Origin of the sequence: Thiorhodococcus drewsii AZ1 (genome assembly GCF_000224065.1) — a bacterium.
Taxonomy (GTDB): domain Bacteria; phylum Pseudomonadota; class Gammaproteobacteria; order Chromatiales; family Chromatiaceae; genus Imhoffiella; species Imhoffiella drewsii.
Genome location: NZ_AFWT01000007.1, coordinates 148,812 through 172,902 on the forward strand (window position 1 = coordinate 148,812; position 24,091 = coordinate 172,902).

The 24,091-nt window shown below is 64.4% G+C and carries 20 protein-coding genes; 10 read left to right on the top strand and 10 right to left on the bottom strand.

The genetic code is table 11. The annotated features are described in order from the left end of the window. Positions 1–7 precede the first annotated feature (7 nt). Complete coding sequence (gene atzF, locus THIDRDRAFT_RS06605) at positions 8–1,825, top strand: allophanate hydrolase (protein WP_007040040.1); 1,818 nt, start codon at positions 8–10, stop codon at positions 1,823–1,825. Positions 1,826–1,887: 62 nt separating this feature from the next. Here atzF and THIDRDRAFT_RS06610 read toward each other — a convergent pair whose 3' ends face one another. Continuing rightward, positions 1,888–2,295 carry a cobalamin biosynthesis protein gene (locus tag THIDRDRAFT_RS06610; RefSeq protein WP_007040041.1) on the bottom strand — a complete coding sequence of 136 codons (408 nt, stop codon included), beginning with the start codon at positions 2,293–2,295 and terminating at the stop codon, positions 1,888–1,890. Positions 2,296–2,398: 103 nt separating this feature from the next. Then, the gene (locus THIDRDRAFT_RS06615; RefSeq protein WP_007040042.1) at positions 2,399–6,298 is read right to left on the bottom strand and encodes a beta strand repeat-containing protein; all 3,900 of its coding nucleotides are present in this window, start codon (positions 6,296–6,298) and stop codon (positions 2,399–2,401) included. A 515-nt stretch (positions 6,299–6,813) separates the two neighbouring features. On the opposite strand from THIDRDRAFT_RS06615, the gene THIDRDRAFT_RS06620 reads away from it, so the two are divergent. Both THIDRDRAFT_RS06620 and THIDRDRAFT_RS06625 read left to right on the top strand, forming a co-directional pair. Further along, positions 6,814–8,130 carry a cobyrinic acid a,c-diamide synthase CobB gene (locus tag THIDRDRAFT_RS06620; RefSeq protein ID WP_007040043.1) on the top strand — a complete coding sequence of 439 codons (1,317 nt, stop codon included), beginning with the start codon at positions 6,814–6,816 and terminating at the stop codon, positions 8,128–8,130. A 62-nt stretch (positions 8,131–8,192) separates the two neighbouring features. Beyond that, a complete protein-coding gene (locus THIDRDRAFT_RS06625) occupies positions 8,193–9,074 on the top strand; it encodes a radical SAM protein (protein ID WP_281054760.1) in 882 nt (293 codons plus the stop codon). Positions 9,075–9,099: 25 nt separating this feature from the next. On the opposite strand, the gene THIDRDRAFT_RS06630 is transcribed toward THIDRDRAFT_RS06625, so the two are convergent. Then, entirely contained in the window at positions 9,100–9,651 is a 552-nt protein-coding gene (locus tag THIDRDRAFT_RS06630; RefSeq protein ID WP_007040045.1) for a YaeQ family protein, read from the bottom strand. A gap of 143 nt (positions 9,652–9,794) precedes the next feature. Between THIDRDRAFT_RS06630 and THIDRDRAFT_RS06635 the strand changes: the two genes are divergently transcribed. Further along, positions 9,795–10,427: a trimeric intracellular cation channel family protein gene (locus tag THIDRDRAFT_RS06635; RefSeq protein WP_007040046.1), complete on the top strand. Its 633-nt coding sequence runs from the start codon at positions 9,795–9,797 to the stop codon at positions 10,425–10,427. 21 nt (positions 10,428–10,448) lie between these two features. Here the strand turns inward: THIDRDRAFT_RS06635 and THIDRDRAFT_RS06640 are convergent, their stop codons facing one another. Beyond that, the gene (locus THIDRDRAFT_RS06640) at positions 10,449–11,696 is read right to left on the bottom strand and encodes a bifunctional cobalt-precorrin-7 (C(5))-methyltransferase/cobalt-precorrin-6B (C(15))-methyltransferase (protein ID WP_007040047.1); all 1,248 of its coding nucleotides are present in this window, start codon (positions 11,694–11,696) and stop codon (positions 10,449–10,451) included. Between the two features lie 198 nt (positions 11,697–11,894). Here THIDRDRAFT_RS06640 and THIDRDRAFT_RS06645 point away from each other — a divergent pair, with 198 nt between their 5' ends. Genes THIDRDRAFT_RS06645 through cobJ form a run of 3 tightly spaced genes read left to right on the top strand, consistent with a single transcriptional unit; the run spans position 11,895 to position 14,072 of the window. Next, positions 11,895–12,518: a precorrin-8X methylmutase gene (locus THIDRDRAFT_RS06645; protein ID WP_007040048.1), complete on the top strand. Its 624-nt coding sequence runs from the start codon at positions 11,895–11,897 to the stop codon at positions 12,516–12,518. A 5-nt stretch (positions 12,519–12,523) separates the two neighbouring features. Continuing rightward, positions 12,524–13,252 carry a precorrin-2 C(20)-methyltransferase gene (locus THIDRDRAFT_RS06650; RefSeq protein WP_007040049.1) on the top strand — a complete coding sequence of 243 codons (729 nt, stop codon included), beginning with the start codon at positions 12,524–12,526 and terminating at the stop codon, positions 13,250–13,252. A gap of 1 nt (position 13,253) precedes the next feature. Then, entirely contained in the window at positions 13,254–14,072 is an 819-nt protein-coding gene (cobJ, locus tag THIDRDRAFT_RS06655; protein ID WP_007040050.1) for a precorrin-3B C(17)-methyltransferase, read from the top strand. A gap of 104 nt (positions 14,073–14,176) precedes the next feature. On the opposite strand, the gene THIDRDRAFT_RS06660 is transcribed toward cobJ, so the two are convergent. Further along, positions 14,177–14,965 (bottom strand): cobalt-precorrin-6A reductase, encoded by a 789-nt coding sequence (locus THIDRDRAFT_RS06660; RefSeq protein WP_040844100.1) that lies wholly within the window; start codon positions 14,963–14,965, stop codon positions 14,177–14,179. Positions 14,966–15,027: 62 nt separating this feature from the next. Further along, positions 15,028–15,570: a cytochrome b gene (locus THIDRDRAFT_RS06665; RefSeq protein ID WP_007040052.1), complete on the bottom strand. Its 543-nt coding sequence runs from the start codon at positions 15,568–15,570 to the stop codon at positions 15,028–15,030. A 252-nt stretch (positions 15,571–15,822) separates the two neighbouring features. On the opposite strand from THIDRDRAFT_RS06665, the gene THIDRDRAFT_RS06670 reads away from it, so the two are divergent. After that, a complete protein-coding gene (locus THIDRDRAFT_RS06670; protein ID WP_040844101.1) occupies positions 15,823–16,680 on the top strand; it encodes an SAM-dependent methyltransferase in 858 nt (285 codons plus the stop codon). Between the two features lie 54 nt (positions 16,681–16,734). On the opposite strand, the gene THIDRDRAFT_RS06675 is transcribed toward THIDRDRAFT_RS06670, so the two are convergent. The 3 genes from THIDRDRAFT_RS06675 to tcuA form a co-directional block, all read right to left on the bottom strand. Next, positions 16,735–18,129: a DUF6513 domain-containing protein gene (locus THIDRDRAFT_RS06675; protein WP_007040054.1), complete on the bottom strand. Its 1,395-nt coding sequence runs from the start codon at positions 18,127–18,129 to the stop codon at positions 16,735–16,737. Between the two features lie 114 nt (positions 18,130–18,243). Next, positions 18,244–19,347: a tricarballylate utilization 4Fe-4S protein TcuB gene (tcuB, locus tag THIDRDRAFT_RS06680; protein ID WP_007040055.1), complete on the bottom strand. Its 1,104-nt coding sequence runs from the start codon at positions 19,345–19,347 to the stop codon at positions 18,244–18,246. Then, positions 19,334–20,716, bottom strand: coding sequence for an FAD-dependent tricarballylate dehydrogenase TcuA (gene tcuA, locus THIDRDRAFT_RS06685; protein WP_007040056.1), 1,383 nt, complete (start codon positions 20,714–20,716; stop codon positions 19,334–19,336). The genes tcuB and tcuA overlap by 14 nt, the downstream gene beginning before the upstream one ends. Before the next feature lie 203 nt (positions 20,717–20,919). On the opposite strand from tcuA, the gene cobM reads away from it, so the two are divergent. Both cobM and cbiB read left to right on the top strand, forming a co-directional pair. Beyond that, positions 20,920–21,735: a precorrin-4 C(11)-methyltransferase gene (cobM, locus tag THIDRDRAFT_RS06690; protein WP_007040057.1), complete on the top strand. Its 816-nt coding sequence runs from the start codon at positions 20,920–20,922 to the stop codon at positions 21,733–21,735. A 42-nt stretch (positions 21,736–21,777) separates the two neighbouring features. Further along, the gene (gene cbiB, locus THIDRDRAFT_RS06695; protein WP_007040058.1) at positions 21,778–22,737 is read left to right on the top strand and encodes an adenosylcobinamide-phosphate synthase CbiB; all 960 of its coding nucleotides are present in this window, start codon (positions 21,778–21,780) and stop codon (positions 22,735–22,737) included. 112 nt (positions 22,738–22,849) lie between these two features. On the opposite strand, the gene THIDRDRAFT_RS06700 is transcribed toward cbiB, so the two are convergent. Further along, positions 22,850–23,830 (bottom strand): integron integrase, encoded by a 981-nt coding sequence (locus THIDRDRAFT_RS06700; protein ID WP_007040059.1) that lies wholly within the window; start codon positions 23,828–23,830, stop codon positions 22,850–22,852. Between the last annotated feature and the right edge of the window lie 261 nt (positions 23,831–24,091).

Here is a 24,091-nt window from a genome sequence, read left to right on the forward strand (position 1 = left end):
CCATGCCATGAAACACCCCATCGACCTGCGCCTGGACATCCTGTCCGCCGCCTATGCCCGGGGCGACTTGACGCCGCGCACCCTGATCCCCCGGCTGCGTGCGGCGGCGCTGGCGCTCGACCCTGAGTTCCACCTGTTCATCCACGTACTGAGCGAAACCGAGCTGGAACCCTATCTGTCCGCTCTGGACGACTGCTCTCCGGCCGATCTGCCGTTGTATGGCGTGCCCTTCGCCATCAAGGACAACATCGACCTGGCCGGCGTCCCCACCACCGCTGCCTGCCCGGCCTACGCCTACACGCCGGAACGCAGCGCCACGCTGGTGGAGCGCTTGATCGCGCTGGGCGCGGTGCCGCTCGGCAAGACCAACCTCGATCAATTCGCCACCGGCCTTAACGGCACCCGCTCCCCGTATGGTGCCTGCCGCAACAGCGTGCATCCGGACTACCCGTCCGGCGGTTCGAGCGCCGGCTCCGCGTTGGCTGTGGCGCTGGGCGTGGCCAGCTTCGCTCTAGGCACCGACACGGCCGGCAGTGGTCGCGTACCAGCGGCGTTGAACAACCTGGTCGGACTCAAGGCCACCAAGGGTCTGCTGTCCACCGCCGGCGTGGTGCCCGCCTGCCGCACGCTCGATTGCACCACCTTCTTCACGGCCACCGCCGCAGAGGCCAGCCGGCTGCTGGCGTTGACCGCCCAGCTCGATGAGCGCGACGCTTACAGTCGTGCCAACCCGATGTGGAACGACGCCGACGCCTTCGGCACACCGCGCGCCGGCTTCCGCTTTGGCGTGCCGCGCCAACTCGAATTCCTCGGCTGTCCAGAGAGTCCTGCGCTGTTCGAGCGCACGGTGGAGTATCTGCGGTCGTTGGGCGGCGAGCCGGTCGAGATCGATTTCGATCGCTTTCTCGAAGCGGCGCGGCTGCTGTACGAAGGCCCGTGGGTGGCCGAACGCTACAGCGTGGCGGGCGAACTCATCGAGCAGCAGCCTGACGCGGTGTTGCCGGTGATCCGGGATGTGCTACGCGCGGCGCCGCAAGCCACGGCGGTCGATGCCTTCCGCGCGCAGTATCGGCTGCAGGCGATCAAGGCAGAGTGCGACCCTGTTCTCGACGGCCTCGACTGCGTGCTCACGCCGGCCTACCCCCGGCCCGTCACGCTCATCGAGCTGGCTCAAGACCCGGTGCGCCGCAACGCCGACCTGGGCTGGTATACCAATTTCATGAACCTTCTGGACTATGCCGCAGTGGCGGTGCCGGCCGGCACCATGGCCAACGGCCTGCCATGGGGTGTCACCTTGTTCGGTCGGGCCTTCACCGACCAATGGCTGCTCGGCCTGGCCGATGCGCTGCAGCGCGCCCACGCATTGCCGCTGGCAGGCGCACGCACGTTCAACACGCCCGCACCGGTTGCCAGCGGCTGCAACGACCGCGCACGGGTTGTCGTCTGCGGTGCCCACATGGATGGCCTGCCGCTGAACTGGCAACTGCGCGCGCGCGGCGGCCGGCTGCTCCAAAGGACCACGACCGCGCCGGCATACCGTCTGCATGCGTTGGCCGGCGGGCCACCGCAGCGCCCCGGCTTGGTGCGTGTGGACTGCGGCGGCACGGCGATCGAGGTCGAGGTCTGGGAGCTTCCCAGCTCCGAACTGGGCTCGTTCCTGGTCGGTATCCCCGCACCCCTGGGCTTGGGCAAGGTGGAATTGGCCGACGGCACCTGGGAGACTGGCTTTATCTGCGAGGGTCATGCCGTGGCGAAGGCCGAAGACATCAGCCACTATGGTGGCTGGCGCACCTTCCTGGCCCGACCCGTCTCATCTTCCGTCTAAACCTCATCCAGTCTGGAATACGTCATTTCTGGCATGGTACTTATGAGGGAGTGTCCGTTCGGTCAGTCGGTCTTGCTGGGGTGCCAGCGTGCGACGGCGATCGTCGCCCCCTTGCCGTCGGGTCCGATATGGCGGAGCTTCTCGACCAGGAGCTGGGATGCATTCGAGGCGAGCAGGGCGGCAGCCTCGCAGACGCTGGCGGTACCCACCTCCTCGGCGACTCGCATGGATGGATTGGGCACCCCGACTGCGTCAAGCTGCTCGGCGGGGTAGGTGAGAAATGGCCAGCCATGCCGCTCGGCAAGCGCCAGCAGTGCGGGCTCGTCGGCCTTGCGGGCATGGCTGGCGATACAGCGTACCTCCACCGCGCCCAGTCCGCGCAGCGCCTCGGCGATGGCCCCTTCGAGCGTTTCGAGCGCGGTTCCGCGCTGGCAGCCGATCCCGATGACGACAGGTGTTGTGAGAGTCATTTAGGATCGACTTTGGATTTGCCCCCAATGAAAAACGCCCTCGGTGTCCCGCGGGCGTTCAAGATTGCTACGCAGACTCAAGCAGCTCCGCCAAATCGGCAGGTCAGACCGTCACCACACCCGCCGCGATGGCGCTGACATCCGTGACGCCCACCAGGACGATCGATTGATCGACCGTCGTGTCCGCCGCTGCGGCATCCCAGCTCAGCATGACTGCATTGGCACCGGTTGCTCCTGCGGTAAAGGTGTTGGCAGTCTCATCAAACACGCCGACAACGCGCTGGAGCTCGGTAAATGCTGTCACCGTTGTCGTGAGATTGCCAGCGACCTGTAGGGTGCCGAGTGTTGCAAGCGTGACGTTACTCGCAGCGAGGTTGATGGTATCGCCTGCGTTCACCGTCACGATGTCCAGCGTTGAGGTGGAGGTAGAAGTGGTACCTGCGGTCATCACTCCGGAATCGGTATCGGAAGCCCAAATAAAGGTGTCATTACCAATACCCGCGTTGAGCTTATCTGCACCCGTACCGCCCGTGATGGTGTCGATACCACCGCCGGTGCTGATGTTGTCATTTAGGGAGGAGCCAACGATGGTGTCCGCTCCGCCTGCGGTGGTGACGGCGGCACCAACGGTCGCTGCGGCATTCAGCTGAACGTTTAGAGACGCGGTTCCGGTGAGTCCTGATGCATCAATGGAAGAAACAGCGCCATCGAGCGCAGCGCCATTGATCACGACGTTTTGCCCACCTGTAACCGTTAAGTCGGTTAGAGCGGTATCCGTGATGTTGAAGGTCTGAATCCCTGTCGCTTTGCTGGTATCGATACTGATGTGTTCGACGCCGTTCAGCACGACTGTGGAGGTTGCTGTTGTCGCCCCGCCGCGCATATCCAGGTTTACGGAGTTATCGGTTCCGGCATCCGAGGCGTTGAGGATATTGAATGTGTAGGACCCACCGTTTGCACCTAAGTCGCCATCAAAGCGGATATTGTTGGCGCTACCACTCGCCGCTGCCTTGAGGCCATTGAAGACAGTCACAGCGGCGCCTGCAGCCCCTTGATCCGCGATCCGGACATTGTTCACGGCCCCGCCGAACAGTGCGGCATTCACCGTCGTCGCAACAGCCCCCACGTCGTCGGCGACCATCAGGGTCTCGACCTCCGTTACGGTTGGCTTCACCGCAGAGGTCACCGCTGCCAGTTGGGCGCCGTTGGCCGAGAGGGTATCCATGCCCCCATTGCCATCAATGGTGTCAGTCGAATCCAGATTGGCCGCGAAGTCGAAGCGATCGTTACCCACACCGCCGGTCACGGTGTGCCCCGTTGCTCCCAGGCCGGTCACCCACACGCCACCGGAGTTGGCACTCGCTTCGATGGTCGACGCCGTGACTTCCAAATTACCGGCTACATCCGCGACGTTCAAGCCAACGGCATTGGTTCCCTTGACAGTGATTGTATTGATGCTGGTCTGCTGGGCATCGCTGATGATGTTGAAATAACCCGCACCGTTCTTGGCATCGACAACGATCTCTCCGAAGCTGTTGGGACTCGTCGCAACCGCGTCATTGAAGGTGATATTTTCAAAGGCAGTGGCGAGTCCAACGTTCGCGGTGACTGTCAAAGTTGAGACTTCCGAGCCTGTCAGTGTGCCTGCTACATAGGTGTAGATACCAGCGCCAAACCCTGAAGCGATGTTGCCAACATCGAAGTTCAGGATGTTGCTGCCCAGGTTCGTGACTGTCAGCGCGAAGGGGCTCGCGTTGTTGATCACTTTATTGAAAGATGTGAGTCCTAAGGCATTGAACGTCGCGGCAGCGGTCGATGCCGTCAGCTGGAGGTTTTCGATATTCTGCAGTGTGGCGCCGCCAGTGTAGTTGGCGCCCCGCAGCTCGATATTGAGCGTATCCCCATTGGTGCCCTGATCGCCGGTATTGATGAAGTCGGCCGACGAGAAGGTGGTCTCACCCGGGTTAGCGGACACCAAGCCGCTGATGATGTCATCATTGTTGCTGCCCAGCACAACACCTGGCTGTGGATCCGCGCCGGTAGTCAGGCTGGCGATGATCGGTGCGTCCAGGTTGTCGCTCGCGTCATCGGTGACATCGAGAGTGATCGTCCCCTCAGCGGATGTATTGCCAGCATTGTCGGTCGCCGTCACACCTAGCGCGAAGGTATTAGGCGTGGTCTCGAAATCGTTCGAGGCCGCTGTTGCCAACAAGCCTGCGGTCGTCAGCGAAATGTTGCCCGCGCTGTCGATCTCGAAAAAGTTGTTACCATTTCCCGAGGTAATGGCAAACGAAGCCACATCACCACCTTCCGCAACCACGCTCGCCACGACGGCACCTGCGGCTGTCGCATTTTCCTGATAGGCGAAGGTTTGGGCCGCAATGGTTGGCGGTGTGACATCCTTCTCGACACCCGTCACGGCGAAAGTGGCTGCATCATTTCCCGCCACATCCTGCAGCGGTGTTGTTGCCGGTGGCGTATAGGTCACATCGATTACATCCGCATCGGCTAGCGGAGCCGCCAGCCCAAGGACGACAGTATTCCCGGATACGGTCACCGTACTCACAGTGACAGCGGTACTGCCACCCTTCATGACGATGAAGCTTGAGGCGGCCGGTACCGAATCAGGGTCCATCGTCTCATCGAAGAAGAGTGTAATACTGGAGGAGGCACGAGTTGCTGTATCGAACTGCGGTGCGACGTCGTCGACGTCCGTGACATTGAGCACCACATCGGTCGCTGCGGAGGTGTTGCCGGTGGCGTCGGTCGCGGTGACAGCTAGGGTGAAACTGTTGGGCGTGGTCTCATAATCGTTGCTGGCGGCGGCGGCACCGGCCGCAGTCAGAGAAATTTGACCGGTGATGGCATCAATGGCGAAGTAACCTTCGTCGTTGCCGCTGGCGATCCCGAATCCTGTGACACCAACATTGTCGCTGGCCTCAATTGGAGTGCCGATGAGGGCGCCAGCTTCCTGATTCTCGGCATAGTCGAAGGTCTGGTCGACGGTGACGACCGGGGCCTCGGTATCAGCGGTCGAAGTATCGACGATGGTGGTGGCGATGGTCGTGCTCGTGCTCGCGCCGCTCAGGGTGATGGTGTAGCTCTCGGCCAACTCGGGGCTGTCGCCCGTAGCCAGGCCAATCTCGAAGGTGCCAGAGGTTTCGCCCGCGAGGATCGTGACCGTGCCAGCGGTGGCGGTGGTGAAGTCATCACCGGTGACGTTGGAATTGCTGCTGGAGAGGGAGTAGGTAAAGGTGGTGTCCGCGTCGACCGCCTTGCTTGCCGTCACGCTGTAGGTCACCGTGGTGCCCTCAAGGGCTTGGCCGGCGTTCGCGTCCTGAGTCAGCTCGAAGGACAGCGGAGTGATGGCGTCGGTGGCATCCTGAACAGCCGCGTCGATCTCTTCCGGCGTCGACTCGGCGGTGATGGCGTCGAACAGACTGGAAGACGCCGCGAGGAACGCTGCCTGATCTTCTGCGGACAGTTCATCGAATGGGGTCATGCCTTCTTGCGAGTTGTAGAAGGCGACGGACGCATCGATCAGGTTCGAATAGAATGCTTGGGTGTCAGCTCTGAGGGCGATCTCTTCGGGCGTATCGTCCGCGCCAGGCTCTTCCCACATACCGTCGAGCATCTGTAGGACTAGGCTGCCGACGCCTTCGCTGGTGTAATCGGTGATGCCCATGTTGGACATGACACCCTGCCAGTATTCAAAACCGCCGGCATCCGGAGTCTCGACCTTGAAGATGTTCTGATAAAGGGCCAAGAGGAATGCATTCCCAGCCAGCGGGCTGCCATCGCCATTCTGGTACAGAGCCTGGACGTATGCCTGATCGAAGAAGCTGTCGGCGACCTGATCGTAGGTCCAGGGGGTTTCCGGGTCTTCCACTTTTCCGACCCAATAATCGGTGCCCTGAGCGTCGGCGGCAGCCTTGAATAGGCCGGTATAGATCTCAAGAACGCGCTCGAAGGATCCATAGTCGGCCGGTCTTTGTGTTGCCATGTCGAGTAGCTCCGTAAATGCGAGAAATGCTGATCTAGGGCGAGTCGTGTCGACGGGTAATTGTCTAACGCAGTTTTGATCGACACGCCTTTAGAATAGACCAATCCTCTGGCGAGTCATCCGCTCGAAACGAAAGGTAGTTCACGATTGGTTGACGCCTTCGCTCAGGTCAAAGCCTTGGCCGAGGAGTTGTCCGGACGCGCCTGATCGACATCGCCGACCGTGAGGGCGATCTATACGACCTGTTTTTCGACGCGCCCTGTCCTGATCGGATGGCCGGTTGTCTGGTGGGTGGTCAGTATCATGAGCGGTGCTTCATCGACTAGGCGTGCGCTGCGCGAGGCGCTCGCCGCAGCGCCAGTGCTGACCAACATCTTCATTTACGCATCCAGCCGGATATGGAAAGCCCGTCCTCTCGGTGTCATCTTGGGATCCAGGGATTGGGGCCGCAGAGGTGCCAAAGACGCCAAGAGTGCGATAGCGTTTTAAGATTCATCGAGTCGGTCGATCTCTTCATGTCAGAAAATGCCTCAAACAACCCATCCGCCGTTCGCCGCTGTCCGGCGCTCTTCCTGACCGCCTCCGCCTCGGGGCAGGGTAAGACGACCCTGGTCGCCGGTTTGGCGCGCTATCACGCGCGTCTCGGGCGGCGGGTGCGGGTATTCAAAACGGGGCCGGATTTTCTCGATCCCATGATCCTGAGCCGAGCCAGCGGTGCGCCGGTCGGGCCGTTGGATCTCTGGATGGTGGGCGAGGCGGAGTGCCGACGCAAGCTGTGGGAGGCGGCGGGAGAGGCGGATCTAATCCTGGTCGAGGGCGCCATGGGGCTGTTCGACGGCACGCCGAGCGGCGCCGATCTGGCGGAGACCTTCGACATCCCGGTCGCGGCCCTGATCGACGCCAAGGGTATGGGTCAGACCTTCGGTGCGCTGGCATTGGGGCTCGCGACCTATCGTCCGGCTCTTCGTTTCGCCGGTGTCCTGGCCAATCGGGTCGCGAGTCCTCGTCACGAGGAGATGATCCGGAGCGGATTCCCGCCGGATCTGCGCTATCTGGGCTCCATGCCGCGACTCGTCGACGCCGAGCTGCCGAGCCGGCATCTGGGGCTGGTCCAGGCCGAGGAGGTCGGGGATCTGGACGCCCGGCTCGACCGGATCGCCGACCGGCTGGGCGAGACGGCGCTCGCCGAGCTGCCGGAACCGGTCGAATTCGTTCCGTCGGACGATACCGCCGAGATGCCGCGGCCGCTCGCCGGGCGGCGGATCGCGGTCGCGCGCGATGCCGCCTTCTCCTTCATCTACGGGGACAATCTGCGGCTGCTGGAGCGGCTCGGAGCGGAGCTGGATTTCTTCTCCCCCATCGCCGACAGCCAGGTCGACGCCGATGCCGTCTATCTCCCAGGCGGCTATCCGGAGCTGCATCTGGAGGCCCTGTCGGCCAACCGGGCGATGAAGGGCTCTCTGGCGCGGCATGTCGCCGAGGGGCGGCCGCTCTTCGCTGAATGTGGTGGCATGCTCTATCTGCTCGACCGTCTCACCGACAAATCGGGCGATTCGGCGGAGATGACCGGCCTTCTGCCCGGGGATGGGATGATGCGTCAGCGTCTAGCCGGTCTCGGCATGCAGTCGCTCGACACGCCGCACGGCTGTCTGCGCGGTCACAGCTTTCATCATTCCACCATGGAGACGCCCGTGGAGCCGATCGCATTTGGCCGGCGCCAGAGCGACGGCCGCGCCGGCGAGCCCTTCTACCGGCACGGCGCGGTGCGCGCGAGCTATTTGCACCTCTATTTCCCGTCGGCGCCCGAGGCGGCTGCGGCCTTGTTCGTGTAGCGCTTTCAGCCTCCAACCGCACGCTTTTCGAGGAGGATTTCGTTCTGAGCACTCAGTCACCCATCCGCTACGTCGAGCCTGTCTACCGTCCGCCGAGCGAGGCCCAGTCGCTGATTCTGCCGGTCACCGACGGCTGTTCCTGGAATCGCTGCACCTTCTGCGACATGTACCGGCCGCCGCAGAAGCGTTTTCGCGCGCGTGAGACTGACGAGGTGCTTGAGGGCATCCGCCAGGTCGGCGAGCGGTTCGGTGACGAGGTGCGGCGGGTCTTTCTGGCCGACGGCGATGCGCTGGTGTTGCCGACGCGGCGTCTGCTGGTCTATCTGGAGGCGATCCGTACCCATCTGCCCTCGGTGCATCGGGTCTCCAGCTACTGTTTGGCACGCAACCTGAAAAAGAAGAGCGTCGCCGAGCTGCGCGAGCTATGCGATGCCGGTCTGACGCTCGCCTATCTGGGGGCCGAGTCGGGCGACGACGCATTGCTGGAACGGATCGACAAGGGCGAGACCTTCGAGTCGACCCGCGAGGCGCTCGACAAGCTGGGCGAGGCCGGGATCCGTCGCTCGGTGATGATCATCAACGGACTCGGAGGCGAGTCGTTGAGCGACCAGCATGCCGACAACTCGGCGCGTCTCATGAACGCGACCCAGCCCGACTATCTCTCGACTCTGGTGCTCATGCTGAACGATGGCGGCGCGCGCTATCGCGCGTCCTGGCCTGAGTGGAGTCCTCTGTCGCCGGACGGTCTGTTCCGCGAGATGGAGCGGTTCCTGTCCGCGCTCGAACTGCGTCAGACCATCTTTCGCGCCGATCATTCATCGAATTGGCTGGTGCTCAAGGGCACGCTCGGTGCCGACAAGGAACGTCTGCTGGCGCAGGTGCGGTCTGCGATCGAGCGCCCCGACGCCGCCCCGTTGCGTGCGGCCTGGACGCGGGGGCTGTAAGTCCTTCCCGGTTCAACGCACGCCGTCAGTTCGATTCGATCTCCTGGCGCACCGTGGGGCTGATCTCGACCGTGCTGTCGGCATTGCCGAGCCACATCTGTCCGCTGTCGAGCGTGCATTGCAGTTCCATGTTGCGTCCAGCCAACTCGGAGAGCGACTGAACCGTGTCGCTATCCAGATCCAGCACCCGTAGATTGCGCAGACGCTTGAGTCCGTCCCGGTTCTGGTCCCACCAGATGTCCGAGCTGCGCCCTCCATAGTTGATGACGATGACCTCGCGCGCACGTCCGCAGGCCTGACGCAGACGGCGCTCGTCCGGCTGGCCCAGCTCGATCCAGCGCTCGATCTCGCCGCTCAGGCTGTGCTGCCAGAGGTCGGGCTCGTCGTCGGTCGAAATTCCCTTGGTGAAGACCAGGCGCTCGTTGGCGTAGAGACAGAAGGCGAGCAGCCGCACCATCAGGCGCGCATCGGTCTCGGACGGATGACGGGCGAGGGTGAGCGCGTGGCCTTCGTAATAGTGTCGATTCAGATCCGAGATCTGGACCTGTGCCTTGAAGATGGTTGCCTTGAGTGCCATGGGGGCGATCCTGAAATGCGTGGCGTTGACTGGAAAGGCGCCGATGGTAACCGTTCGGCGCTGGGCGTGGCGTCTCCTGTCGGCTTGAGTAAGATGCCGTTTCCCTCGCCTTCACGTTTCACGAACCACATTCCGAGCCCTCGATGGATCTTCCTCTCGATCAGGTTATGCACAGTATCAGCCTCGGCGCCGTCGCCACGATGGCGGCCGCCGGCGTGCTGGAGGCCGGGCGCAAGCGTTTCGATCTCTTCGGGATGGTCGTGGTCGCCCTGTCCGCCGCGCTCGGCGGCGGTTCGCTGCGCGATGTGTTGCTCGATCGGCCAGTGTTCTGGGTCGCCGATCAGACCTTCCTGATCGCAGCGCTCCTGGCCGCGTTGGCCACCTTCTTCCTCGCCCGGCGCTTCGTGCTCCCGGCGCGGCTGTTCCTGATCCCGGACGCCGCCGGACTGGCGCTCTTCACCATCGCCGGCACCAAGGTTTCGCTGGTTTGGGGCGCGCCCTGGCTGGTGGCCAGCTTCATGGGCGTCATCACCGGCGTGGTGGGCGGCATCCTGCGCGATGTGCTCTGCAATGAAGAGCCCCTGGTGTTCCAGGGATCGCTCTACGCCACCGCCGCCTGGGTTGGTGCACTGGTGTTCATCGGGCTTTCCCTGCTCGACATCGATCCCCGGTTCGCCGCCGTCGCGGCCGGCGCTATTATTTTTCTGCTGCGCGTCGTCGCCATCCGTTGGGATATCGGTCTGCCGCGCTTCAGGACGCGACCGGATGGGGATTGAGTCTCAGCTCGGAGGCTGAGCTCATGCCGGCTTTTCGGCGCTCAGGATGGTGACGGGCATGGCGGTGCGCCAGCCGTCGAAGCGGCCGAGAGGGGCCGCGTTCGCGACCGAGAGACGGGCGAGTTCGCCGCCGATGCGTTCGCGTAGCGTGACCAGGAAGGCCTCGCTCTGGAGGGTGACGGCGTTGGCGACCAGGCGTCCGCCCGGTTTCAGTGCCGCCCAGCAGCGCTCGGCGACGCCTTCGGCCGTGAGCCCGCCGCCGATGAAGATGGCGTCGGGCATCGGGAGCCCTTCCAGTGCCTCAGGTGCGCGTCCGGCGACGATCTGGAGTTCGGGCACGCCGAGCCGGTTGCGGTTTTGGTCGATGAGGTCGCGGCGCTTGGCGTCGGGCTCGATGGCGATGGCGCGGCAGCCGCTCTCGGCGCGCATCCATTCGATGCCGATTGAGCCGCTGCCGGCACCGAGGTCCCACAGTAGCTCGCCGGGCAGTGGCGCCAATCGGGCTAGCGAGGCCGCGCGGACATCGCGTTTGGTGATCTGGCCTTCGTGGATGAAGGCGTCGTCCGGCAGTCCGCAGCGGCGCGACAGCGGGCGGGCGTTCGCGCTGGCGTGGCATTCGAGCGCGATCAGGTTGAGCGCGGCACAGCTCGGGTGAGTCCAAGCGTCGGCGATGCCGCTCAGTCTGCACTCTTCGGGTCCGCCGACGCGCTCGAAGACATCGAGCCGGCTGGCGCCGAATCCGCGCTCGCAGAGCAGTGCGGCGAGTTGGGCGGGTGTCTCGCCGTCGGCCGAGAGGATCAGCAGGCGCGCACCCTCGCTCAGATGCAGATTGACCCGTTCCAGCGGTCGTCCGTGGGCGGGGATGACGCGGCTGTCCTGTAGCGGCCAGCCGAGTCGGGCGCAAGCCAGCGAGACCGAGGAGGCGCCGGGGAGGATGCGCATCTCACTGGGCGCGATCCGGCGCGCGAGGCTGCCGCCGATGCCGTAGAACATGGGGTCGCCACTGGCCAGCACGCAGACCGGACGGCCCCGATGCGACAGCAGTCGTTCATAGGCGGCGCTGAATGGGCTCGGCCAGGGGTGGCGGTCTTGTCCCGGCCGTTCCGGAACCAGGGCGAGATGACGCTCGCCGCCGAAGAGGATCTCCGCCTCGGAGAGCGCGCGCCGGGCCTCCTCGCCGAGTCCGGTCAGTCCGTCCTCGCCGATCCCGACGATGGTCAGCCAGGGTGGGGGGGATTCGGTATCTGCGGGTTGGCGGCGATGGGTCATGCGTCGGAGACTCGATCGGAGTGGGGGAGGGGCGTGGCTAGAGTGGTATATCTCTTTGGGCGGCATTATAATCCCGCTCTTCACCAGAGAGTACATCCACCGCTTACGCTTACCTGTCGGCCACCCTATTCGTCCCGCCTCCGTCTGGGCTCGCCCGAGTCCGTGTCGATCGGTATCACCGCGCGTTAGAGACCCACAATGATCGAATACAATCGCGATGCTCACGACATCTATCGTCAATCCTTCGCCATCATCCGTGCCGAGGCGAAGCTCGATCGTCTGCCGGCCGATCTGGAAGCGCTGGCGGTGCGGGTCATCCATTCCTGCGGCATGCCCGATGTCGTAGAGGATCTGGTCTTTTCGGAGGGTGCCGGGACCGCCGGTCGCGCGGCGCTCGAATCCGGCGCGCCCATTCTGTGCGATAGCCGCATGGTGGCCGAGGGCATCACCCGCGCCCGTCTTCCCGCCGAGAACGCCGTCATTTGTACCCTGCAGGATCCGAGTGTTCCCGAGCTTGCCAAGCAGCTCGGCAATACCCGCACCGCAGCGGCCCTGGAACTCTGGCGTCCGCATCTCGCGGGTTCGATCGTGGTGGTCGGCAATGCCCCGACCGCGCTGTTCCGGCTGTTCGAGATGCTCGACGCGGGGGCGCCCAAGCCGGCGCTGATTCTGGGCTTCCCGGTGGGCTTTGTCGGTGCGGCCGAATCCAAGGAGGCGCTTGCGGCCGATAGTCGCGGCGTGCCCTTCGTCACCGTCCGTGGTCGTCGTGGCGGAAGCGCCATGGCCGCCGCTGCTGTCAACGCACTCGGGCGGGACCACTGATCCATATGGCACAAGGGCGTTTATTTGGCCTGGGCGTCGGCCCGGGCGATCCGGAACTCATCACCCTCAAGGCCCTGCGCTATCTGCGCGAGGCGCCGGTGGTGGCCTATTACGCGGCCAAGGAGAAGCGCGGCAACGCGCTGACCAGCGTCGAGGACTATCTCGGCGCCGAGCAGCTGCGTCTACCGCTGATCTATCCGGTCACCGGCAAGAAGCCGCCGCCGCCCTTCGATTACGAAGGGGCGATGCGCGGCTTCTACGATGCATCCGCCGAGTCGATCGCCGTGCATCTCGAGGCAGGGCGCGACGTGGCCGTGCTCTGCGAGGGCGATCCACTCTTCTACGGCTCATTCATGTATCTCTACGACCGCCTGGCCGGCCGCTTCGAGACCGAGGTGGTCCCAGGCGTCTGCTCGGTGGTCGCCAGCGCCTCGGTGCTGCGCACCCCGCTGGTCTATCGCGATCAGCGTCTCCAGGTGCTGCCCGGTACGCTTCCCGAAGAGACCCTGACCCAGATGCTCGACGGCGTCGAGGCGGCGGCCATCATGAAGCTGGGCAGCAACTTCGAGAAGATCCGACGCGTCATCACCAAGCTCGGGCTCGAAAAGCGCGCACTCTATGTCGAGCGCGCGACCATGGACGGCGAATGCGTGCGTCCCTTCACCGAGATTGCGCCCGAGACCGTGCCCTATTTCTCGATGGTCCTCATCCCCGGCGAACGGTGGCAGGGCTGAGATGGTCGGGTCACCGAATGACACGGCCGGTACGGTGAGCGCATCGCACTCAGGACGGTTGGCCGTGATCGGTCTGGGTCCAGGTGCCGCCGAACTGATGGCGCCGGCCGTGCGCGAGGAACTCGACCGGGCGCAGGACATCGTCGGCTATACGACCTATGTCGAGATGGCCGGACCCTTTCGTCCCGATCAGCGCACCCTGGATTCGGACAACCGGTGCGAGATGGATCGTGCCCGGCTGGCCTTCGAGCTGGCCGCTCAGGGGCGTCGCGTGGTGGTGGTGTCCTCGGGCGATCCAGGGGTCTTCGCCATGGCGACGGCGGTGATGGAGGCGCTGGATCAGTCCTCCGATCCGAGCTGGAAGGACGTGGATCTGGCGATCCTGCCCGGCATCTCGGCGGCCCAGGCGACGGCCGCGCGTATCGGTGCTCCATTGGGGCACGACTTCTGTGTCATCTCACTCTCGGACAACCTCAAGCCCTGGTCGCAGATCCTGTTGCGTCTGGAGCATGCCGCGCTGGCCGATTTCGTCATCGCACTCTACAACCCCATCTCCAAGGCGCGTCCCTGGCAGCTGGGAGAGGCGCTGGAGTTGCTGCGTCGTCATCGCGCTCCAGAGACGCCGGTCGTGCTGGGGCGGGATGTGGGGCGTCCGGCCGAGCGGGTGTTGGTGACGACGCTGGCCGAGGTGCGTCCCGATCAGGTGGACATGCGCACGATGGTCATCGTCGGGTCTTCGCTGACCCGCCAGTTCCCACGGAGAGACGGCGGTGCTTGGGTCTACACCCCGCGCTGGTACCCGGAGGCTCCGGGCAGCTGACCGGGATATTTGAGCCGCAAAGTTGCAAAGGACGCGAAGACAAGCACGCTCTCGGCGTCCTTTGCGCGCTTTGCGCCTTCGCGGTTCGATTCCTCGTTCTGAGCTCAGCCGGCCGCCCGCGCTGGCTCGCGTTCGCATCGCCATTGCGTCTTGCGCATTTCCAGCCAGTTGAGTGCCCCTTCGACCGAGGTCGCCAAGGGTGTCTCCGGTCGTCGTGGGCGTTGACGCATGATGACGCGGATTCCGCGTTCACGGGCGGCGATCAGTTTGGCCGAGGTTGCTAAGCCGCCGCTGTTCTTGCACACGATGGTGTCGATTCGATGCTCGTCGAGCAGTTTGCGCTCGTTGTCCAGATCGAACGGGCCGCGCGAGAGCAGCAATTCGGCCAAGGGAAATTCGGGCATCGGGTCCGGAGGCGTCACCGCGCGGATGAGGAACCAGATGTCATCGAGTCCGGCAAAGGGCACGAGCTCCTGCCGGCCGACGGCCAGCAGAACCCGCTGCGGTCCACCCTGAATCAGGGTGTTTACCGCCTCGTCCCAGCCTTCGACCTGGTCCCAGCGATCGCCTTCTTCGGGTGTCCATGCCGGACGTTCCAATCTGAGCAGTGGCACGCGGGCCGCATGACAGGCCTGATAGGCGTTCCAGCCCATGCTGGCGGCGAAGGGGTGGGTGACGTCGAAGACCGCGCGGATGCGCTGCTCGTGCAGATAGTCGATCAACCCCTCGGGTCCGCCGAAACCGCCGATGCGGGTTTCGCCGGCTGGTAGACGCGGGTCGGTGGTGCGGCCTGCGAGCGAGTTGGTGACCCGCAGATCGTCATGGGCGGCGAGCGCTTCGGCGAGGACATAGGCCTCCGTGGTACCGCCGAGAATCAGGATTCGTTCCTTCATGCTGGATGTTCTCGTGAATGTGATGTCGACTGGGTTCATCGGCCGTCCCTGGCCGGCTGATCTCAGGGCAGCGAGATGCGGGTCATGATGCCGTCCTTGAGGCGCCAATGTTTGAGTCCGGCTGCGATGTGGATCAGCAGCAGGCCGGCGACGATCAGACCGCCGATACCGTGATAGGTGAAGAGCATCGCGCCGAGTTCCTTGTTCTCGCCGATGAGTCCCGGCAACTGGGTGCCGAAGAACTGGATCGGATATCCGGAGGCGGCGGTGGCGACCCAGCCGACGATCGGGAGTGCGATCAGGAACAGATAGAGCAGCAGATGGACTCCACCGCCGACCATGCGCTCGATCAGGCCGAGCGGTGGATCGTAGGGTGGCGCGGGCGTGCGCTTACGCAGCCAGATGCGCAGCAGGGTCAGTACCAAAATCAGGATGCCGACGCTCTTGTGCACCATGAAGAGCATGTTGGTCGTGTCCTCTCCAAGCAGCTTGGACAATCCCTCGTAATCCAGCGCCCAGAAGGCGAGGCCGCCGAGGAGCAGTCCGAGGACCATCAGGGCGACCAGCCAATGGATTAGCCGTTGCAATAGTGTATATCGGTTCATTCCTAAATTCTCTCCTTGCGATCGATGCTGGGGTGTGTGAGACAGGATCTTCGGGCCTCGTGGCGAGGCGCTATCTTAAGACCTCAAGGGTCTGGTCGACATCATTTCGTCATATTGTCCCTTTCGATATGTGGTTGATGTGGCTGCGTTCAGCCACCATTGGAAGTCAGCTCGGATCCTCGATCCGCCAACGAACAGGAACCGCATCCCGTGACTTCAGACTCGCTTGCGTCGACACCTCCCCGAGGGAGGGTGCTTGGCCATCTGAATTGGTTGTTCAACCCCTTTCAGAGACTCGATGTACCCCAGATCTACGACCTGCTTTCGATGGGGTCTGTCACCGAGCGCACCTTCTATCTGAACCTGGGGTACTGGCCCGACGCCGGCGATGCCGACGAGGCGAGCGAGGCGCTGGTCATGCTTATGGCGGACTGGGCCGACCTCTCCGAGTCCGATCAGGTCCTGGACGTCGGTTACGGTTTCGGCGACCAGGACATCCTCTGGTCGCAGCGCCGTAGTCCGCGCAGGATCGTCGGGCTCAACCGCACCGCCTCGCAGGTCGCCGTGGCCCAACGCCGTGTCGCCGAGCAGGGGCTTGAGGACCGGGTCGATCTGCGCCTGGGGTCGGCGACTCAAATGCCGATCGCCGATGCCTCGGTCGACAAGGTGCTGGCGCTCGAATGCGCCTTCCACTTCGTGAGCCGCGAGGATTTCTTTCGCGAGGCATGGCGCGTGCTGCGTCCCGGCGGGCGTCTGGTGACTGCGGACATCCTGCCGATGCCGTTGACCGGTGGCTGGCGGGATCGTCTGCTGCAGCGGCTGTCCTGGCGCCTGATGGCCAACAAGTTCGCGGTGCCGGATGAGAACGTCTACGGCGTCGAGGGCTATGGCGAGCGCTTGGCGCGTCAGGGTTTCGAATCGGTCCGGATCGAATCGATCCGCGACCGGGTCTACGCGCCGTTGCACGACTATCTGCGGGCACATCCGGAGTCGCTGCGCCGGCTGCATCCGCTCGCCCGAGGCTTCGCCCGCATGGCACTTCGACTCGACGCGGCCAGCGTCTATCCGGGTCTCGACTACATCATGACGAGCGCAGTCAAGCCTGGCTGAACTCCATCGATCCGGGCGGGGGCATCTCTCCCCGCGTTTCCATGAAACCATGGTTCACTCCTTGCGCGCCTTGCGTTTCGTCGTAGCCGGCTCCGCGTAGCTGGTCATGTCCTCCGGTGGGCGCTCGACCATGCAGCCCCAATCGAGCGGGCGGTCCTGTACATAGCGCTTGCCGAGCTGATGGGCGATCTGGGCGCGCCCCAGCTCGACGCCCAGATAGAAGGCGTGCCCGCCGTCCTGTTCCACGCCCAGATAGGGATAGAGCTCGAAGGGGTCGGTGTGGGTGTGGAGTCCGTCTCGGTTGTAGACGTGGATGCCCTCGTCGCTCACCTGGATGCGGAAATTGGGATCGCGGATCGCTCCGGCCAGTTCGCGGATCTCGTCGGCCCCGTAGGGAAAGGGATCGCGCTCGTGCAGCCCGGTGAGGCCGCCGTCGATCTGTTTGGGCAGGCTGTTCTCGCGTCGCGCCCAGTGCATGATGCGCCGTGCCCGATCGGCCTCGCGGATTGCCGTGCGGCAATGGGGGCTGACCTGGGTGGCGAGGATGTTGGTGATGCCCAGCTCCGAGATGAGCCCCATGAGCAGGGCGTTGATGCCGGCGGTATCGGCCTCGGTCAGTTCGGTCAGGTTGCCCACGCCCATGAGGATTTCGGCATTCGGGTGGGCACGCCGCAGGCTGTGGTAGCGCACGATGGAGTCTGCGAAACCGAAATGAATGGGGTCTAGGATGGGGTCGGCGATATAGGGCTTGCCGAGCCGATCCATGTGCGCCATCGCGCGCTCCAGCGAGGCCAAATCGTCTTGTGGGTGGGGGATGAGGATGGGGACCGCGTCCACCTCCTCGGCCACCCAGAGACTCTGCTCGTTCAGGCTCAACAGATAATCGGCACCGGCCTTGCCGGCCAGCAGCAGATCGTTCGGGCTCATGGAATCGACGCTGACCCGGTGTCCGGCCTCCTTCAGATACTGGATGCACTGTTCCAGATGCGGGAAGGGGGTGTCTGGGAGACAGCCGAGATCAATCACATCGGCTCCGTCGGCGGCGAAGCGCTCGGCCCGATCGAGGATCGCGTCGACCGTCAGGCGCGGCGCATCGACGATCTCGCCGAAGATGCGCACATCGTATTGACCTAGGTCCGCCGGCTTGCCCTCCAGCCCGAAATAGCGGGGCAGGTCCATCATCTCCTCAGGGCCGCGCCGGACCGGGATTCCGAAGTGCCGGCTCAGTGCTTCCACATCCCCCCGGCAGCGTCCGGGAATCATGATCCAGTCCGCATGCTCCGTGTCGGTCAGGCGGCGTTGGATCATCTCGGCCGTCATCAATGCCGCTACCTTGACCCCCATCTGGCGTATCGACCAGGTGCGCTCCGGCAGATCCATCTCGGTCAGGATGCGTGTGAGCGGTTTCTCCGCGAGCTGGCCGGTCAGAAAGAGGATGTGTTCGCCCATCGAATGTTCGGTGACCTGTATGAATGCGGGTGGAATGAGATAGCAAATCTTGGTCCAGAGGGCATCGCCTCGCGGTCTGGCGTTGCGCCTGGGTGTCGCTGCGCTTCGCTCAGGCTACTTTGCTCGTTTGTGTTGTTGTTCCATCGCCTCGATCAGGAGCGAGAGGAACCGGTATCCGGCATGCACCAGTTTGCTGTAGGGCAGCAGCAGGAAGAGCGCCAGGACGCTGCCGAGGTGGAGGGCGAGCAGGAGGCCCATTGCCGCGCTGGCACGCCAGATCAGCAGGGCGAGTCCGGTCAGCGCGACCCAGAGCAGCAGACCCAGGATGGCCGCGCCGGAACGGCGTGCCTCGGGGGCGGTGGGTTCGGGGTCTTCGCGTTGCTTCAACCATAAAAATCCCAGCGCCCCGAGCGTCATGGCGATTCCGCCGAGAGCGCCGAGCATCACGGGCAGGCTCAGGATGGGGTAGGGCGCCTCCCAGCCGAATGTATGGTGGTACAGGGTCGCGACGAGCGTGGCAGTGAAGCTCAGCAGGACACCGCCCGCCAGAGTCTGGTGCAGTCGGCGGCGTGCGTGGGAGAGACGGTCGTCCAGGTCGTTGCAGCCGGGACCTCCGCCTCGCAGATTGCGCAGCAGGACGACATCGCGCATGGCGTCGGCGAGCGCGCGTGTCGTCAGCGGGACGGGGGCTGTTCGGATCCTGCGCCAGTAGCGGTGCAACCCGATGCCGATCGCCAGGCAGGACCAGGCGAGCGGGATGGCTCCGATCGCCGCCATCGCTCCCCAGGGCAGGACGCGGTAGAAGGCGCCCGCGCCCAGGTGTCGGTCGAAGAGGGCATCGGGCGGGGCATAGGCCAGGATCAGCGCGATCATGATTCCGGTTGCTACGAGCGTGACGATCAGCGTCGACAGCCGACTGTGCTCCAGCAGCAGGGCGAGCCATTTGGGCCAGGCATGCTCGACATAGGTGTCTTGACGCAGGGTGGTCAGGGTGCGCGGGACATTGACCGCAAAGACATGCGGCGGCGCGTACTGGCAGGCGTAGAGACAGTTGCGGCAGGCGTGGCAGAGATTGGCGAGATGGGCCAGATCACCGTCGCCGAGTGCCGGACGGCGTCTGGCTGCCTCGAACAGATCGCAGAAGCCGTTGCAGTAACCGCAGGCATCGCAGATGCCGAGGACGCGACGCGCCTCGTCGCGGTGTTCACTGGAGTGCATGACGTGCCGCCTCAATTCCGGCGATGCGCCCGAACACGATCCCGATGGTGAGCGCCAGACCCGAGACATAGCCGCGCGGGACGATGTTGGGTGCCATGATCATCCCGGCGGCGAAGAGGTTGGGGATGGCGTCGCCGTCCTCGCGCAGCACACGCGCGTACCGATCGACCGCGACCCCTTCGTAGGTAAAGGTGATCCCTGGTCGCATGGGATAGGCGGCGAATGGCAGCTCGGTCAGCGGCAATGCGTATGCCGTCTTGGGTGGATCAAGATCGCGGGTGTGCCAGCCGACCGGATCCTGGGCGTCCTCGCCCGGCTCGGTCGCAGCGTTGTAGTCGGCCAGGGTCGCGGCCAGCACGCTCGGCGGGAGTTTCAGTCGTTCGGCGAGCGACGCCAGGCTGTCGGCCTGGATCGGCGGATAGAGCGAGGGCGGTGCGCTGCGTAGCGCCCGCGCGTCCAGGATCAGATAGGCGATCTGATCGGGACAGTGTGCCAGTCGCTGACCCCAGACCGCGTAGCGGGTCGAGGCCGTGTCGCCGCCTTCGTCGCGGAAGCGCCGGCCATGGCGATCCACTACGATGCCGGACGGCATGCAGCGGATGCGGGTGACGATGCCGCCGTCGTCGGCCGGCGAGCGCGCGTCGACCGCGACCAGATAGGCGGTCGTGGGATCGCCGACTCGGCGTGCGCCCTGGGCGAATAGAGACTCCAGCACCCCTCCGGTGGCGAACGGCGTGCCTCGATTGAGAAAGCCGTCGGCAGCTGAGTCCCAGTGACGGCGCAGCCAGTCGCGATTGGCTTGGGCGCCGCCGCAGCAGGCGACGCTGGCGCGGGGTTCGATCCAATGGCCGGCACCGTCTTCCATGAGCTGGACCTGCTCCAGGCGCTGCGCGCCGATCCGCAGATCCCCGACCGCGCAGCCATAGCGGATTTCGACCCCGAGGCGCTCGGCCGTCGTATAGAGCGCGTTGAGCATGGACATGCCGCCGCCGAGCAGGAAGGCGGTTCTGCGCGAGACGGGCAACAGGCCGCCGGCGGTCGGCTGGAAATGGACGCCCGCCTCGCTCAGCCAATCGGTCGCGTCGGCCGATGCGCGCACCAGGAGCTGCGACAGGGCTGGATCGCCGCTCGCACCGGTGGCCCGATCGAGGTCGGAGCGGAAATCCTGCTCGGGATAGATCCCGGAGGAGAGCGGCGTCGAGCTCTCGTGCATGAAACGCAGGTTGCGCGAGTGACGTGTGTTGCCACCGCGCAGCGTCCTAGGCGCGGCTTCGGCCAGCAGCACCGAGGCGCCGGCTCGGCGCGCGGCGATGGCCGCGCAGAGCGCAGCCGTACCGCCGCCGATGATGAGGACATCCGGTCGATGCATGCGTGTCTGTCCTGGGCTGGATGGCCGCGAGCGGCGGCGAGCGTGGGTCAATGGACGCGGGCGTGGTCGGCGTTTGACAATCCTCAAAGCTGGCTACAAAAATGCTCAACTTTGCGTTCGCAACCATACGAAAGGGTTATCCAGTATGCAACAGCATCCGTTTCCATGCCTCGGCCGTTCGGCTTCCTATCGGAGCTGCTGTCATGGGTAAGGTCTGGTTCGTGGGGGCCGGGCCGGGCGCGCCGGATCTGATCACGGTGCGCGGCTCGCGTCTGCTGGCCGAGGCCGGCGCCATCCTCTATACGGGATCGCTGGTCGCCGAGACGGTGCTCGAATGGGCCGCCGAGGATTGCGATATCGCCGACTCCAAGTCGATGTCCCTGGATCAGATCACCGACTGGCTGCTGGACCGGGCGAGTCGTCACGAGACGGTGGTGCGGCTGCAAACCGGCGACCCGACGCTCTACGGCGTGGTGGCCGAGCTGGCCCAACCGCTCGATGCCGCCGGCATTCCGGTCGGCATCGTCTCCGGCGTCTCCTCAGCCATGGCCTCGGCCGCTGTGGCCGGCGAATCGCTGACCCTGCCGGAGGTCACCCAGACCGTCATCTTCACCCGGCTCTCGGGACGCACCCGGATGCCGGAGACCGAGTCCTTCGTCTCGCTGGCGGCCCACGGCTGCACGCTCTGCATCTTTCTCTCGATCGAGCGGATCGAGATGGTCGTCGAGAAGCTCGGCGAGGCAGGCTGGTCGTCGACGGCGCCGGTGGTGGTGGTGCATAAGGCGACCTGGCCGGGCGAGGAGCGTATCTTGCGCGGCACCCTCAAGGACATCGCCGCGCGCTGTCGTGCCGAGGGCATCGACCGTCAGGCCCTCATTCTGGTCAGCCCCGCCCTGGGTGCGCGCGGTCGCATCGGCGCCCAGACCTCGAAGCTCTACGATGCCGCCTTCCCGCGTCGGTTCCGCCCGGAGCGACTGCCTGGCGAGGCTGCCGAGGATTCCGCTTCGGATGCCAACTGACATGATCGCTCGCGTCTTGGCGTATGACGGACACCGACGGCCGTGACCGAGCATCTCTTGCTGATCGTCGGGGCCTGCGTGCTCGACGCGGTCTTCGGCGATCCCTTCTATCGTCTGCATCCGGTGCGGCTGATCGGGGATGCCAGCAGCCTGTTCGAGCGTCCCCTGTTCGCCCTCGGGCTCGATGGACGTCTGGGCGGCGTGCTGCACTGGGTGCTGGTCGTCGGCTCCGCCTTCGCCGTCTGGCTCGGCGTCCATCTCGGGCTGGAGGCGCTGCATCCAGGGCTAGCCTTCGTCTGGGATCTCTACATCGCCTATAGCCTGCTCTGTCTGCGCGGTCTGGTCGAGCAGGGCTGGCGCGTGCTGCGCGATCTCGACGACCTGGGCGCCGTGCGCGAGCACATGAAGATGTTGGTGGGGCGGGATACCAAGCCGCTTCAACGCGACGGCATGGTGCGCGCCACCATCGAGAGCCTGTCGGAAAACCTGACCGATGGCGTGCTGACACCGCTCTGGGCGCTCTGTCTGTTCGGCTTGCCGGGGCTCATCCTGGTCAAGTCCGTTTCGACCCTGGACTCCATGGTCGGCTACAAGAACGCACGCTACGCCCGCTTCGGCTGGGCCGGCGCACGCAGCGACGACCTGGTGCACTGGCTGCCGGCGCGTCTGTCCGTCCCCCTGATCGCCATCGCCGCGATTCCACTCCGAGGTCATCCCTGGCTCGCGCTCAAGGCACCCTTCCTCTATCGCGACCGATTGCCGAGCCCCAACTCCGGCTGGAGCGAGGCCGCCTGCGCCGGAGCGCTGCGGGTGCGTCTGCTGGGGCCGGTCTGGCGTAATGGTCAATTGTTGACCAATGACTATATCGGCGACCCCGACTGGCCGGCTGATCTGGATGGGAACGATCTCAGACGCGCGCTGATGCTGATGTTGATCTGCTATCCGCTTGCGCTTGGTGTGGGGATGGTGTTTGCGTCTTGGGGAATGGGTGTCGCAATGTGAGTGGGGAGAGGCTGTGCGGCGTGGTGCCATTTTGCGACCTCCGCCCGACGTTTTGGGCCACGACGTTTGCATTTGCGAGTTTGAGTTTCTTCCGCCTCTGCTTCCTCGCGGGCTATAACAGATCGTCCAGAGGGCTGGGCACCCCTTGCGCACCCTGTTTGAGCACATGGGTATAGATCATGGTCGTCTGCACGTCCTTGTGCCCGAGCAGCGCCTGAATTGTGCGGATATCCGTTCCGCGCTCCAGCAAGTGGGTCGCGAAGCTGTGACGGAAGGTATGCGCGCTGACGCGCTTGTCCATGCCGAGCAGATTGATCGCCCGCTTGATCGCCTTGTTGATCACGCTCTGGTCGACATGATGGCGCCGAACCTTGCCCGAGTCGTTCCGAGGGTCTACGGCACGAGAGGCCGCCGGGAAGACATACTGCCAGCGCCACTCGGTCGCGGCGTTCGGGAAGCGGCGATCCAGGGCGAATGGCAGATAGACCTCACCCAATCCATCCGCCAGATCCCGCTCATGGATCTCCCGCACCTTCGCCAGGTGTAACTTCAGCGGGTCCGTCAGCCTCTCCGGGAAGGTCGTCACGCGATCCTTGTTGCCCTTGCCGGACCGGACCGTGATCTGCTTGTAGCCGAAATCCACATCCAGCACCCGCAGCCGCACCGCCTCCGTGATGCGCAACCCGCTGCCGTAAAGCAACTGCACCACGAGCCCCGCCTGACCTTCTATCATCGGCAGGATTCGTGCGACCTCCTCGCGGGTCAGCACAACCGGTACGCGCGGCTCTTTGCTGGATCGTGCAGCGTCGATATGGCCTTCCAGCGGGCGTTCCAGTACGCGCTTGTAGAAAAAGATCAGGGCATTCATCGCTTGATTCTGCGTCGACGCCGCCACCTTTCCATCCTCAGCGAGGTGCGTCAAAAACACCTCGACCTCCGGTGCTCCGGCCTTCAGCAGCGCTTCGCGCGACTGCATCCCATGAAACCGGACATACCTCGTGATCCAATCGCAGTAGCTCCGCTCCGTATGGATTGAGTAGTGAAGTCGGCGCATCGTGCTCCGCACCTCATCCATCAGTCTGGGTCCCGCCATGGCTACGCTCCCTTGTCCGTGCGATGCCCGCTGGGTCGGGCTATTCGTCGGATTCTGGCCCGAAAATCCCGGCAATATCAACTTATCCTGTCACGCACGCCCTGATATGTGCTTTTCGACAGGGTTATCAAGCGAATTCGCCTCGATTAGCCGGAAATATCTGGGTATCAGGGCGTGGGTGCTTTGACAAGTGACTGAGGCGCGAAAATCTGGGCGGAAACGCCTGAAAACTGGGGTAATATCGGGTTATCCGGGCCGAAT

What these genes read in the sequence shown, in the direction of transcription:
- THIDRDRAFT_RS06635 (WP_007040046.1), top strand. Translation starts at nt 9,795, where the DNA reads ATGGATCTTCCTCTCGATCAGGTTATGCACAGTATCAGCCTCGGCGCC.
- THIDRDRAFT_RS06700 (WP_007040059.1), bottom strand. Translation starts at nt 23,830, where the DNA reads ATGGCGGGACCCAGACTGATGGATGAGGTGCGGAGCACGATGCGCCGA.
- THIDRDRAFT_RS06665 (WP_007040052.1), bottom strand. Translation starts at nt 15,570, where the DNA reads ATGAACCGATATACACTATTGCAACGGCTAATCCATTGGCTGGTCGCC.
- THIDRDRAFT_RS06675 (WP_007040054.1), bottom strand. Translation starts at nt 18,129, where the DNA reads ATGGGCGAACACATCCTCTTTCTGACCGGCCAGCTCGCGGAGAAACCG.
- THIDRDRAFT_RS06620 (WP_007040043.1), top strand. Translation starts at nt 6,814, where the DNA reads ATGTCAGAAAATGCCTCAAACAACCCATCCGCCGTTCGCCGCTGTCCG.
- cobM (WP_007040057.1), top strand. Translation starts at nt 20,920, where the DNA reads ATGGGTAAGGTCTGGTTCGTGGGGGCCGGGCCGGGCGCGCCGGATCTG.
- tcuB (WP_007040055.1), bottom strand. Translation starts at nt 19,347, where the DNA reads ATGCACTCCAGTGAACACCGCGACGAGGCGCGTCGCGTCCTCGGCATC.
- THIDRDRAFT_RS06650 (WP_007040049.1), top strand. Translation starts at nt 12,524, where the DNA reads ATGGCACAAGGGCGTTTATTTGGCCTGGGCGTCGGCCCGGGCGATCCG.
- THIDRDRAFT_RS06610 (WP_007040041.1), bottom strand. Translation starts at nt 2,295, where the DNA reads ATGACTCTCACAACACCTGTCGTCATCGGGATCGGCTGCCAGCGCGGA.
- THIDRDRAFT_RS06660 (WP_040844100.1), bottom strand. Translation starts at nt 14,965, where the DNA reads ATGAAGGAACGAATCCTGATTCTCGGCGGTACCACGGAGGCCTATGTC.
- THIDRDRAFT_RS06615 (WP_007040042.1), bottom strand. Translation starts at nt 6,298, where the DNA reads ATGGCAACACAAAGACCGGCCGACTATGGATCCTTCGAGCGCGTTCTT.
- atzF (WP_007040040.1), top strand. Translation starts at nt 8, where the DNA reads ATGAAACACCCCATCGACCTGCGCCTGGACATCCTGTCCGCCGCCTAT.
- tcuA (WP_007040056.1), bottom strand. Translation starts at nt 20,716, where the DNA reads ATGCATCGACCGGATGTCCTCATCATCGGCGGCGGTACGGCTGCGCTC.
- THIDRDRAFT_RS06645 (WP_007040048.1), top strand. Translation starts at nt 11,895, where the DNA reads ATGATCGAATACAATCGCGATGCTCACGACATCTATCGTCAATCCTTC.
- THIDRDRAFT_RS06640 (WP_007040047.1), bottom strand. Translation starts at nt 11,696, where the DNA reads ATGACCCATCGCCGCCAACCCGCAGATACCGAATCCCCCCCACCCTGG.
- THIDRDRAFT_RS06630 (WP_007040045.1), bottom strand. Translation starts at nt 9,651, where the DNA reads ATGGCACTCAAGGCAACCATCTTCAAGGCACAGGTCCAGATCTCGGAT.
- cobJ (WP_007040050.1), top strand. Translation starts at nt 13,254, where the DNA reads ATGGTCGGGTCACCGAATGACACGGCCGGTACGGTGAGCGCATCGCAC.